Source organism: Pseudomonas sp. P106(2024) (genome assembly GCF_057480815.1).
The window spans coordinates 545,164-556,977 of record NZ_JBLIYU010000001.1 but is presented as its reverse complement, the minus strand read 5'-3'; the positions used below and the strand labels follow the sequence as shown (position 1 = coordinate 556,977).

At 62.8% G+C, this 11,814-nt stretch carries 9 protein-coding genes; 3 read left to right on the top strand and 6 right to left on the bottom strand.

The features are described from left to right. Positions 1-306: 306 nt before the first annotated feature. From AC25M7_RS02550 to AC25M7_RS02530, 5 genes are all read right to left on the bottom strand, one after another. On the bottom strand, positions 307-693 hold the full coding sequence (locus tag AC25M7_RS02550) for a hypothetical protein (RefSeq protein ID WP_028688703.1): 387 nt from the start codon (positions 691-693) through the stop codon (positions 307-309). 170 nt (positions 694-863) lie between these two features. Then, a complete protein-coding gene (locus AC25M7_RS02545) occupies positions 864-1,394 on the bottom strand; it encodes a hypothetical protein (RefSeq protein ID WP_069015948.1) in 531 nt (176 codons plus the stop codon). Positions 1,395-1,484: 90 nt separating this feature from the next. Beyond that, positions 1,485-2,900, bottom strand: a complete 1,416-nt coding sequence (locus AC25M7_RS02540) for an HlyD family type I secretion periplasmic adaptor subunit (protein ID WP_088851678.1) — start codon at positions 2,898-2,900, stop codon at positions 1,485-1,487. Between the two features lie 31 nt (positions 2,901-2,931). Next, positions 2,932-5,058, bottom strand: coding sequence for a type I secretion system permease/ATPase (locus tag AC25M7_RS02535; RefSeq protein WP_088851677.1), 2,127 nt, complete (start codon positions 5,056-5,058; stop codon positions 2,932-2,934). Positions 5,059-5,179: 121 nt separating this feature from the next. Continuing rightward, the gene (locus tag AC25M7_RS02530) at positions 5,180-6,595 is read right to left on the bottom strand and encodes a TolC family outer membrane protein (RefSeq protein WP_088851676.1); all 1,416 of its coding nucleotides are present in this window, start codon (positions 6,593-6,595) and stop codon (positions 5,180-5,182) included. A 441-nt stretch (positions 6,596-7,036) separates the two neighbouring features. Between AC25M7_RS02530 and AC25M7_RS02525 the strand changes: the two genes are divergently transcribed. Both AC25M7_RS02525 and AC25M7_RS02520 read left to right on the top strand, forming a co-directional pair. Further along, positions 7,037-7,756: a carbonic anhydrase gene (locus tag AC25M7_RS02525; protein WP_028688698.1), complete on the top strand. Its 720-nt coding sequence runs from the start codon at positions 7,037-7,039 to the stop codon at positions 7,754-7,756. A gap of 188 nt (positions 7,757-7,944) precedes the next feature. Further along, positions 7,945-9,480, top strand: coding sequence for a SulP family inorganic anion transporter (locus AC25M7_RS02520; RefSeq protein WP_220467265.1), 1,536 nt, complete (start codon positions 7,945-7,947; stop codon positions 9,478-9,480). Between the two features lie 157 nt (positions 9,481-9,637). Here AC25M7_RS02520 and AC25M7_RS02515 read toward each other — a convergent pair whose 3' ends face one another. Continuing rightward, positions 9,638-10,279, bottom strand: a complete 642-nt coding sequence (locus AC25M7_RS02515; RefSeq protein ID WP_182321981.1) for a hypothetical protein — start codon at positions 10,277-10,279, stop codon at positions 9,638-9,640. Positions 10,280-10,660: 381 nt separating this feature from the next. Between AC25M7_RS02515 and coxB the strand changes: the two genes are divergently transcribed. Continuing rightward, positions 10,661-11,788 carry a cytochrome c oxidase subunit II gene (gene coxB, locus AC25M7_RS02510; protein ID WP_028688695.1) on the top strand — a complete coding sequence of 376 codons (1,128 nt, stop codon included), beginning with the start codon at positions 10,661-10,663 and terminating at the stop codon, positions 11,786-11,788. Positions 11,789-11,814 lie beyond the last annotated feature (26 nt).

The window sequence follows — 11,814 nt, the reverse complement described above, 5'->3', positions numbered from 1 at the left end:
TCGAGTTGACGCTGATAGCTACATTCAACCACGTCTGAGCAGTAGTCAAATCGTCTAGCGCTTGAGCATCGTGAGTGATAGTTTTTTGCGCAGTCACGACCTCGAGCATATAGCGATACATGTCGGGGTAGCGTTTGCTATCGCGCAGGCGTGTGAGTTCTGACAGCTGCTCAGCTGTCATGTTTATCATGTTCATCCTTTAACCTTAATTTGAGTGCGTACGAGAGGATTCTCGCAGATGAGTGAGTTTGCGCTGGCGCGCTCCCTGATCGGCGAAAAGAAGCCTAATCATGTTATGTGTGTTTTCTACTCCTGGGTTTTGATGAAAACTCTGTTCAGAAGCTTGAGCACCGCATCGTCCATTTGTTTAAAGTTTTTTATGTTTCGACTGTATTGATAGTTCACGTCGAGCCCCTTGTAAGTCCTATGGGCTACCCAGGTCTCCACGATGGCTGTCACGTAAAATTTTTCACCGTCGGACCCCGTCAAAAGATAGGTGGCATCGTCATCGCTGCCATATATCGTAATGCCAGGTTCCTCGCGTGTTGGCTTAAGTGTTGCGAACGCGGCCATCAAATTGAAATATGGACCGGCCTCACGAATGCGGACTCTGATCTTTCGGTTACGCGGGGTTTGCTCAACGACTTCGCCCGTTGGGAAGTCCAATGTCATAAAAATTTGTGGCGATCCCATTCGTTCGAGTGTCCTGCACTCTTGATCACTCAGCTCAAGGTGCGCCAAGCGGGACGGCGCAGGACCCACGTTTGGCCTGCAGTCGGCGATAACAGTAAGGGGTAGACAAGCCGCCAGCAAAAAACAAACTGGATTTAGAATGCTGGGGCGGCGGTATGACTTGAGCCTAATCATTGTTCACCCTGGCGCCCGAGCATGTGCTCGAGCGCGGCCATTATGAGATTGTCAATTGTTGCAAAGTTCGTGAGTCGGCGGTCGTATTGATACTGGATCAACACCCCGCTATACATGCGCTTCGCAAGCCACGTATAGCCGCGTTCTTTGATAAAAATACGCGCGCTATCACTACCCCTGAGCAGATAAAATTCTTCGCTCGAGTCTTTATAGACATCCAGGTCGCCGATGCTTCGGATGTAAGAGGCCCCGTCAAGCATGCGATCTAACCGATGCGTCGAGTCGACATGGTATAGAAGGAGGTGAATGGTCTCCCCCCGCCATGCCGAGTCAACGACTTTACCTTCCGGATAGCTGAGGCGCATCGGGATGATGGGCCCATCAATATACGAGATCGTACGGCATTCAGCCTCTGACAGATTCAACTCGTAGACGGCGTTGTTACGAGTGTCACGAAACGTACAGGCGATGCTGGCACCGGAAAACAGATACAAGAAAACTATTGGGATTAATCGAGCAGGCGTCATTGGAGTGATTCCTGGGTTGCCATATTCGGCGTACTTGGACGTTTAATGGATGTGCTCGAATTCTGGATAAGCCAGCCCAGGTCTCAAGCGTTATCGTTCCCGCAAACTTTCTTGCGCATGCTGTTGCAACGGACTCAGGAAGTAATCGATCACCGTCCGCTTATCGGTCTTGATCTCGGCGCTCACCGCCATGCCCGGCGTCAGCGCCACGGCCTGGCCGTTGACCTGCAGGTGGTCGCTGGCCAGGCGGATGCGGCTGCTGTACACCAACCCGCGGCGTTCGTCCTCGATGGCGTCGCGTGACACGCTCAGCACTTCGCCCTGTACCGTGCCGTAGCGGGTGTAGGTGAAGGTCTCGACCTTGACCGTGACTGCCTGCCCGACCTGGACGAAGCCGACGTCCTTGTTCTCCAGCAGTGCCTCGACCTCCACCGGCTGGTCACCGGGCACGATGACCATCAACGCCTGGGCCGGGGTGACCACGCCGCCGACGGTGTGCACCGCCAGCTGCTGGACGGTGCCGTCGACCGGGGCCAGCAGTTGCGTGCGGGCTTCCTGGTAGCGCGCCTTGGCCAGTTCCTGGCGCAGGCTGGCGACTTTCTGCCCGGCGGTCTGCTGCAGGTCGAGCAGGCTGCGCCGAGCCTGGGCCACCACGCCCTCGCGGCGGCGGCGGGCCTCGGACTGCGCGGCGGTCGACTGCAGCACGCTGGCTTGCTGCACCTGCAGCTGGCGCTCCAGGTCGAGGCGGGCCTGTTCCTTGTCGAGGTATTCGTGGCGGGCCACGTACTGCTGCTCCAGCAGGTTCTGGTAGTCCCGGGCCAGCTGCGTGGCGATCGGCAGGGTCTTGCGCAGGCTCGCCACCTGCACCTGTGCGGCCTGGATCTCGGCGCCGCGCTGCTGGATCTCGGCATCGACCTGGTCGAGGTTGTTGCGGTATTCCTGGTACTGCCCCTGCAGCCAGCGTTCGGCATCCTGCACCTGCAGCGCGTCGGCATGCTCGATGTCGCCTTGCAGCCCCTGCGGAGGCTGGCCGCTGGCGATGGCCTGGAGCATCGCGCTGCTGCGTGCCACGTCGATGCGCGCGGCCAACAGTTCGCTTTCGCTGCGACGCACATCGGCGTCGGCGGTGGTCGGGTCGAGTTCGAGCAGCAACTCGCCGGCCTTCACGCGCTGGCCATCGCTGACGTGGATGGCCTTGACCACCGCGGTCTCGCTGGGCTGGACCAGCTTGGTGCGCCCGCTCGGCACCACCTTGCCCGAGGCCACCGCGACCACGTCGATATGACCGAGGCAGGCCCACAGCAGGGCCAGGGCGGCAAAGCCCATGATGCTCCAGACGAACACCCGCGGCGCCGGGTGCGGTGGACGCTCTTGCAGGGCCAGGGCGGCGGGCAGGAACTCGATTTCGTGGGCGGCGCGCAGGGGCGCGTCGAGCGCCTTGCGTTGGCGCCAGGCGTGCTGCCAGGCCTCGCGGTAGCGCTGCCAGAGGCTGGAATAGGCGGACATGGCCTCTCCTTGGAGTGAGGTGGTGAGAGGATCAGCCCTGTTGCAGGCGGTGCAGCCTGGCGTAGTGCCCGGCCTGGTGCGCGAGCAGTTCGGCGTGGCTGCCTTGTTCGACGATCTGCCCACGGTCCACCACGACGATGCGGTTGGCATCGCGCACGGCGGACAGGCGGTGGGCGATGATGATCACCGTGCGCCCCTGGCAGATCGAACGCATGTTCTGCTGGATGATGCGTTCGGACTCGTAGTCCAGCGCGCTGGTGGCTTCGTCGAAGATCAGGATGCGCGGGTCGCCGATCAGCGCCCGGGCAATGGCGATGCGCTGGCGTTGCCCGCCCGAGAGCGAGGCGCCGTGCTCGCCCACCATCGTGTCGTAGCCTTCGGCGAGTTCGAGGATGAAGTCGTGGGCACCGGCCAGGCGCGCCGCCTGCATCACGGTTTCCAACGGGGTGCCGGGGTCGGCCAGGGCGATGTTCTCGCGGATGCTGCGGTTGAACAGCAGGTTGTCCTGCTGCACCACGCCGATCTGTCGGCGCAGCGAGGACGCATCGGCCAGGGCCAGGTCCATACCGTCGACCAGCACCCGGCCGCGTTCGGGCACATACAGCCGCTGCAGCAGGCGGGTCAGGGTGCTCTTGCCGGAGCCGGAGCGGCCGACCACGCCGATCACTTCGCCCGGCGCGATACGCAGGCTGACCCCGCGCAGGATCTCCGAGCCGTCGGCACGGTAGCGAAAATGCACCTGGTCGAACTCGATGCCACCTTGCAACGGCGGCAGTGCGCTGCGGGCCGAGGACGACAGTTCGGTGCGGGTATTGAGGATGTCGCCCAGGCGCTGCACCGACACGCCGGTCTGCTGGAAGCTGGTCCACAGCTGGGCCAGGCGCATGATCGGCTGGGCCACGCGCCCGGCCAGCATGTTGAAGGCGATCAGCTCGCCGACCGTGAGCTGGCCGTCGATCACCAGGCGTGCGCCGAGCCAGAGGGTGGCGACGGTCACCAGCTTGCCGATCAGGCCGACGCTTTCGTTGGCCAGGGTCGACAGGGTCTGGGTCTTGAAGCCCGCGGCGACATAGGCCGCCAGCTGGTTGTCCCAGCGCCGCAGGACTTGCGGCTCGACGGCCATCGACTTGAGGGTGTCGATGCCGTTGACCGTCTCGACCAGGAACGCCTGGTTCTCGGCGCCACGGTTGAAGCTGTCCTGCAGGCGCTGGCGCAGCACCGGTGTGATCAGCAGCGAAACCAGCGCGTAGAGCGGCAGCGAAGCCACCACCACCAAGGTCAGCCAGCCGCTGTAGTAGAACATCACGGCGATGAACACCACTGAGAACAACACGTCCATCACCAGGGTGATGGCGTTGCCGGTGAGGAAGTTGCGGATGTTCTCCAGCTCGCGCACCCGCGCCACCGAGTCGCCGACCCGGCGTGCCTGGAAGTAGGCCAGCGGCAGGTGGATCAGGTGGTGGAACAGGCGTGAGCCAAGCTCGACGTCGATACGGCTGGCGGTGTGGGCGAAGACGAAGCTGCGCAGGCCGCTCAAGGCCGACTCGAACAGCATGATGCCCAGCAGGCCGATGGCGATCACGTCCAGGGTGGTCAGGCCGTGGTGCACCAGGACCTTGTCCATCACCACCTGGAAGAACAGCGGTGTCAGCAGGGCGAAGATCTGCAGCACGAAGGACACCAGGGTCACTTCGCCGAGCAGCTTGCGGTGCTTGACGATGGCCGGGATGAACCAGGTGAAGTCGAAGCGCGAGGATTCGCCGGGGGCCAGTGCTTCGCTGCGCATCAGCAGCAACTCGCCGCTCCAGCGTTGCTCGAGGGTGGCCAGGTCGATGACCTCGGGTCGCTCGGCACGCGGATCCTGGATCAGCACCTTGCCCTGGTCCATGCGGGCGATGATGAAGAAGCCGCCCTCACGGTCGGCGGCGATCGCCGGCAGTGGCGTCTGCGCCAGGCGCTCTGCGCGGCTCTCGACGCGTTTGGCCTTGAGCCCGAGCTTGCGCGCAGCCAGCAGTATTTGCGGGGTGGTGAAGGCTTGCTGGCCATCGGTGAATTCGTGGGCCAGCTGTTCGCCGGAGGCTGCCACGTTGTGGAAACGGGCCAGCATCAGCAGGCAGATCAGCCCGGTGTCCGGGGTGCCTGTTTGGTGTTCACTCATAACGCGTCCATGCAGGCTGGTATGGCCTGGTAAAGCTACCTATTTCAATAGGTTAGCGAAGTTTTGCAAAACTTTGTAATCATTTTGCCATCATCAGATGATTGTTATTTCATTCGATTGTTTAGCCGGCGACAGGCCGCCTGGCCTCTGGCGGCAGGAAGTCGCGATCCGGGTCGTAGTCCCGGCTCAAGTAGTGGGACAGCTCAAGCAGGTCCTGGGGGGCCAGGCTGCCGGCGGCCTGCTTGAGCTTCAGCGAGTCGATGATGTAGTCGTAGCGGGCGTCGTTGTATTCGCGCACGGCGCGGTACAACTGGCGTTCGGCATTGAGCACATCAGCGGTGTTGCGTGAGCCGAGTGCCCTGCCCACCAGGTTGGCCTTGAGCGACGCCTGGCTGGAGCGGATGCTTTGCTGGCGGGCCTGGACCTGTTCCACATCGGCGTTGACCGCGCGGTGCAGGTTGCGGGTCTGCAGCACCACCTCGCGGCGGCGATCCTCATGTTCGTCTTCGCTCTGGGCCAGGCGTTCGCCTGCCTCACGGACCTGCGAGCTGGTCAATCCACCTGCGTACAGTGGAATGTTCAGCTCCAGCCCCAAGGTGCCCTGCGCAATGTCGTCGCGGTAGCCGTTGCGGCCGAAGTCGGTCGGGTTGCTGTAGCCGAAACGGTCGTTGTCGCCCTTGCGATAGGACGCGACGGCATCCAGGGTGGGAGCATGTCCGGCCTTGCGTTGGCGATTGGCCTGCATGGCGGCATCAACGGCGTGTCCGCTGGACAGCAGGCTGAGGTTGCTCTGCACCGCCTGCTCGACCCAGGTGCTGGCATCGTTGGGCACCGGCGCCTGGACCGGCAGCTGGTGGGCGATGCCGGCGATCTGCGCATAGTCCTGGCGGGTCAGGCGGTACAGCGTCTCGAAGGCGTCGTCGACCTTGCGTTGCGCCAGTTGGCGGTTGGCGCTGGCGTTGTCGTAGGCTGCCTGGGCATCGAGCACATCGGTGATGCTGGAGGCGCCGTTGGCCAGACGTCCCTGGGCCTGTTCCTGCTGGCGCTTGAGGGCCTTGGCTTCGGCCTTGGCCGCGGCCAGCGCATCGAGCGCGCGCAGGGTATCGAAGTAGGCCTCCGCGGTTTGCAGGATGAGCGACTGTTCCTTTGCGGCGAGGTCCAGGCCGGCTTGCGCCGTGCCGGCCTCGGCGGCCTTGAGGGCGTACCAGCGATCCAGGCGCAGCAGCGGTTGGTTGAGGTTGGCCTGGTAGACCATGCCGCTGCGGGTACGGGTGAGCGCGGGCTCGTCGCGCTGCAGGCGGGTGCTTTCGAAGGTGGCGCCGGCATTGAGGGTTGGCAGCAGCCCCGCCCGTGCTTGCGGCACGCGTTCGCTGAGTGCCTGGAACTCGTGGCGGGCGGCGCTCAGACGCGCATCCTGTTCGACGGCGTGTTGATAGACCTGCAGCAGTTCGGCGCGTTGCGGCTCGGCAAGCAATGGCGTGCACAAGATCAGGCCTGCCAGGAAGGTGGTGTGGATCAAGGTATTGCGGAGGCGCATGACGGTCCGTGTCTGGCGGTGACGAAGGACGCGCATCCTATACTGGCGAAGTGCCTCTAAAAAATCGGAAGAGCGACATGAATGTTGTCAGAAAGCTCGCAGTAGAGCGTCTCCTTGGGTTTTTGACTGCATTTCCCACGCGGCTAGGCGCCTGGCACGGCATGCACTGCATCAGCGCAACTAAAACAACCCTGTAATTTCACTCATGACCCTTGGCATCTGATGCTTTTTTGCTATTATCCAGCACTCCCCTCGCTCATCTAGAACGCCCGTTCTAGAGCCTGCGCAATTAAGTTTCAGTTAAGTTTCCTACGCTAGCGTGAGTCATGAGTCAGCAGTGACTGTGATTATTTACCCGTGCGCGTCATCTAAATCCCCGCGTCACCCCAATCTTTCCCCGGTAACATGGCATTCACTTTCAAACCGTCAAGAGGATGAATCATGCCCGTCAAGGACCCATCCAAGGTTGTCCCGGCCGCACCCGCCGAAAGCGCCGATGCCGCCCTCAAGCATATCGTCGACGGCTTCCTGCGGTTCCACACCGAAGTCTTCCCCGAGCAGCAAGAGCTGTTCAAGAAACTGGCCACCGCGCAGAAGCCGCGCGCCATGTTCATCACCTGCGCCGACTCGCGTATCGTGCCTGAGCTGATTACCCAGAGCTCGCCGGGCGACCTGTTCGTCACCCGTAACGTCGGCAACGTCGTGCCGCCGTATGGCCAGATGAACGGCGGTGTGTCGAGCGCCATTGAATACGCGGTGCTGGCGCTGGGCGTGCACCACATCATCGTCTGCGGTCATTCCGACTGCGGCGCCATGCGCGCGGTGCTCAACCCACAGTCGCTGAGCAAGATGCCGACCGTTTCCGCCTGGTTGCGCCATGCCGAAGTGGCGCGGACCGTGATCGAGGACAACTGCTCCTGCGGCAGCGAGCACGAAAGCATGCAGTTGGTGACCAAGGAAAACGTCATCGCCCAGCTGCACCACCTGCGTACCCATCCGTCGGTCGCTTCGCGCCTGGCCGCCGGACAGCTGCACATCCATGGCTGGATCTACGACATCGAAACCAGCCAGATCGAAGCCTACGATGCCGCCAGCGATCGCTTCCTGCCGCTGACCGCCGGCGAGCCGATCCCCTCTGCCACACCGAGAGGCCGCTACTAAGCGACCCGAACACGCTGAACAAGCCTTGATTGCCGGCTGCACCCGACGGGTGCGGCGCGGCCTTCGCCTGCCTTGAATCTCCCTGAATGCCTTGCCGGCAGACCTGCTGGCGGCTCGCGCCTGCGCGTCATTCAGGGTTCCCCGTGCTGGCGGCCAGCGGAATGGCCGTGAATCTAGAAAGGAGCTACATGGTGAACATGACACAGATAAAGGCGGCCCTGCCGCGCGAGTTGCTGGCTTCGGTGGTGGTTTTCCTGGTCGCCCTGCCGTTGTGCATGGGCATTGCCATCGCCTCGGGCATGCCACCGGCCAAAGGACTGATCACCGGCATCATTGGCGGTATCGTGGTGGGTTTTCTTGCCGGCTCGCCATTGCAGGTCAGCGGCCCGGCGGCGGGGCTGGCAGTGCTGGTGTTCGAACTGGTGCGCCAGCATGGCGTGGCGATGCTCGGGCCGATCCTGCTGCTGGCCGGCCTGCTGCAACTGCTGGCCGGGCGCCTACGCCTGGGCTGTTGGTTCCGGGTCACGGCGCCGGCGGTGGTGTACGGCATGCTCGCCGGGATCGGCGTGCTGATCGTGCTGTCCCAGGTGCATGTGATGTTCGACACGGCGCCACAACCCTCGGGCGTGGACAACCTGCTGGGCTTCCCGGCGACGCTGGCTTCGGCCCTGCCGCTGGAAAGCGCGGGCAACGGCTGGCAAGCCGGCGCGCTCGGGCTGGGCACGATCGCCATCATGTGGGGCTGGGAGCGCCTGCGCCCGCAGCGGCTGCGCTTCATCCCCGGTGCCCTGCTTGGGGTGGCGACGATGACGGCCGTCAGCCTGTGGCTGGCGCTGCCGGTCAACCGCGTTCAGGTGCCGGCCGATCTGTCCGAGGCCATCGACTGGTTGCGTCCGGATGACCTGCTCAAGTTGGCCGACCCGACCCTGCTGGTGGCGGCTTTCGCCCTGGCCTTCATCGCCAGTGCCGAGACCTTGCTGTCCGCCGCAGCCGTCGACCGCATGCACAGCGGCCAGCGTTCGGACTTCGACCGTGAGTTGTCGGCGCAAGGTGTTGGCAACATGCTCTGCGGGGTGCTTGGTGCGCTGCCGATGACTGGGGTGATCGTGCGCAGCTCGGCCAACGTCCAGGCCGGCGCGCAGACACGGGCCTCGGCGATCTTCCACGGTATCTGGCTGCTGGCCTTCGTGGTGGCGCTGAGTAGCGTGCTGCAGCAGATACCTGTGGCCAGCCTGGCCGGGGTGCTGGTCTATACCGGGGTCAAGTTGGTGGACTTCAGGGCGTTCCGTGGTCTTGGCCGCTATGGACGGATGCCGATGTTCACCTATGCGGCGACTGCACTGGCAATCATCTTTACTGACCTGTTGACCGGCGTGTTGCTGGGCTTTGCCCTCACCCTGCTGAAGCTGGCGTTCAAGGCGGCGCGTTTGAAGATCAACCTGGTGGCGCTGGACGTGCCGGGGCACATGGAGCTGCGCCTGAGCGGGGCGGCGACCTTCCTCAAGGTGCCGGCGCTGACCCAGGTGCTGGACACGGTACCGGAAGGGACCACGTTGCATGTGCCGCTGGGCAACCTGAATTATATCGACCATTCCTGCCTGGAACTGCTGGAGGACTGGGGGCGCAGCGGCGCGGCCAAGGGCTCGCGGCTGGTGCTGGAGCAGCGGCGTTTGAAGCGGCGGGTCGAGGGACGGCTGCGGACTACGGCGGGGGTTGGGGCCTAGTCTGATCTGAGGATCCTGGGGCTGCTGCGCAGCCCTTTCGCGACACAAGGCCGCTCCCACAGATACAGCGCAGAAATTGAATCATGCACTGAACCTGTGGGAGCGGCCTTGTGTCGCGAAAGGGCCGCAAAGCGGCCCCGGCAATTTTGAGGTTTGCTCAGGCCGATTGCCCCAGCTCCACACCAAGCTGGCGCGAAAGGCACGGCCAGCGTTTCCACGCGGCGCCAGTTTCCGGGCTCGACAGCTTGTCGCGGTAGACCTCCACCGATTCCACGGCAAAGCTCTCGTCATCAAGCATCTCATCCACCGAATGATGCACCACCTCATCCAGCTGGTTGGCAAACGTCTCGCCGATCAGCTGATGGGCGATCAGGTTGGCGACCGTGGTATCCACCGGAATCAGCGGCTGCTGGAAATGGCGGATATACAGGTCGTTGACCTCCTCGACCAGGCGATGCGCCAGGTAGGCCTCGTCCAGCAGGCAGTCCAGCCCGACCTGCCCCGCCATCACGCTCGGCGGCTGCAGGAAGTAGGCCTCGGCAATTTTCAGTACCGGTTTGATCTGCGTCTCGATGCCGGCTTCGAGCGCCACGTTGTGCGCGGCTTCGAGCAGTTCCGGAACCTCGTTGATGTAGGCGCCGACAAAGCGCGCCAGGGTACCCTGGGCATCCTGCTGGGGTAGTTGGATCGATGGATGCAGGTGTGGCAGTTGCAGTTCGAGGCGGGCTTTCAGTTGGCCTGTACGGCTCTCATGTTGATGGGCATTTTCGATCTGCTCGCGTACAGCAGCGATGTTCATGACAACTCCAGGGACATGGCGTTACAAACGGAAGACACTAAGTTAGCTTGCTTACGAGAATGGCTAAGACGCATTTGTTATATCTCTCACGTGCGTGTAGGAAATTGGCTATATCAAAGTGCCATTATTGTGTCCCGGCCCAGTATTCATGAGGCTTTCAGAGCAAACGTTTGGTTGAGCCAAGATCATTTCAAGTGCTGCGTTGCGCACCATTGGTCGGTGTCTATACTCCGGGTGAAACGTGATTCGTTGATGAGGCCCGACTGCCTTAAGCAGGGGGCTCGGTCGTCGAAGCCAGGCAGTCTTGGCCACCGTTCCCCCCTTTGTCGTAGCAGGTCGTCCACGCCTCCGGGACTACAAGAACGATAAGGGGAACCCGCAATGATGCGACATCCACATGTCTGGATGGGCCTGTTGCTGTGGTCGTTGTTCGGTCAGGCACAGGCAGCATGGACGGTGAACATGGCGCCCGGGGCGACGGAAGTCTCCCACGCAGTGTTCGACCTGCACATGACCATCTTCTGGATCTGCGTGATCATCGGCATCGTGGTGTTCGGCGCGATGTTCTGGTCGATGGTCATCCACCGCCGCTCGACCGGGCAGCAGGCCGCGCACTTCCACGAGCACACCTGGGTCGAGATCCTCTGGACAGTGGTTCCCTTCCTGATCCTGGTGGCCATGGCCATTCCGGCCACCAAGACCCTGATCGACATCTACGACGCCAGCGACTCGGACATCGACATCCAGGTCACCGGCTACCAGTGGAAGTGGCACTACAAGTACCTGGGCCAGGACGTCGAGTTCTTCAGCAACCTGGCCACCCCCGCCGAGCAGATCCACAACAAATCGCCGAAGGATGAGCACTACCTGCTCGAGGTCGACCAGCCGCTGGTGCTGCCGGTGGGCGCCAAGGTGCGCTTTTTGGTGACCGCCGCCGACGTCATTCACTCCTGGTGGGTGCCGGCCTTCGCGGTCAAGCGCGACGCCATCCCCGGTTTCGTCAACGAGGCCTGGACCCGGGTCGAGAAGCCGGGCATCTACCGTGGTCAGTGCACCGAGCTGTGCGGCAAGGACCACGGCTTCATGCCGGTGGTGGTCGAGGTGAAGTCCAAGGCCGACTACGACACCTGGCTTGGCGAGCGCAAGGCCGAGGCGGCCAAGCTCAAGGAGCTGACCAGCAAGGACTGGACCCTCGAAGAGCTGGTGGCACGCGGCGACAAGGTCTACCACACCACCTGCGTGGCCTGTCACCAGGCCGAAGGCCAGGGCCTGCCGCCGATGTTCCCGGCGCTCAAGGGCTCGAAGATCGCCACCGGGCCCAAGGAAGCCCACCTGGGCATCGTCTTCCACGGCAAGCCCGGCACCGCCATGGCGGCGTTCGGCAAGCAACTCTCGGAAGTCGATATCGCCGCCGTGGTCACCTACGAACGCAACGCCTGGGGCAACAACAAGGGCGACATGGTCACGCCGAAGGACGTGCTGGCGCTCAAGCAGGCGGAAAGCAAATGAACCGGTGCCTTAGGGTTGCAGGAGAC

Excerpts from the sequence above, each read along its gene's own strand:
- AC25M7_RS02550 (WP_028688703.1), bottom strand. The coding sequence starts at position 693 with ATGGGATCGCCACAAATTTTTATGACATTGGACTTCCCAACGGGCGAA.
- AC25M7_RS02545 (WP_069015948.1), bottom strand. The coding sequence starts at position 1,394 with ATGACGCCTGCTCGATTAATCCCAATAGTTTTCTTGTATCTGTTTTCC.
- AC25M7_RS02540 (WP_088851678.1), bottom strand. The coding sequence starts at position 2,900 with ATGTCCGCCTATTCCAGCCTCTGGCAGCGCTACCGCGAGGCCTGGCAG.
- AC25M7_RS02535 (WP_088851677.1), bottom strand. The coding sequence starts at position 5,058 with ATGAGTGAACACCAAACAGGCACCCCGGACACCGGGCTGATCTGCCTG.
- AC25M7_RS02530 (WP_088851676.1), bottom strand. The coding sequence starts at position 6,595 with ATGCGCCTCCGCAATACCTTGATCCACACCACCTTCCTGGCAGGCCTG.
- AC25M7_RS02525 (WP_028688698.1), top strand. The coding sequence starts at position 7,037 with ATGCCCGTCAAGGACCCATCCAAGGTTGTCCCGGCCGCACCCGCCGAA.
- AC25M7_RS02520 (WP_220467265.1), top strand. The coding sequence starts at position 7,945 with ATGGTGAACATGACACAGATAAAGGCGGCCCTGCCGCGCGAGTTGCTG.
- AC25M7_RS02515 (WP_182321981.1), bottom strand. The coding sequence starts at position 10,279 with ATGAACATCGCTGCTGTACGCGAGCAGATCGAAAATGCCCATCAACAT.
- coxB (WP_028688695.1), top strand. The coding sequence starts at position 10,661 with ATGATGCGACATCCACATGTCTGGATGGGCCTGTTGCTGTGGTCGTTG.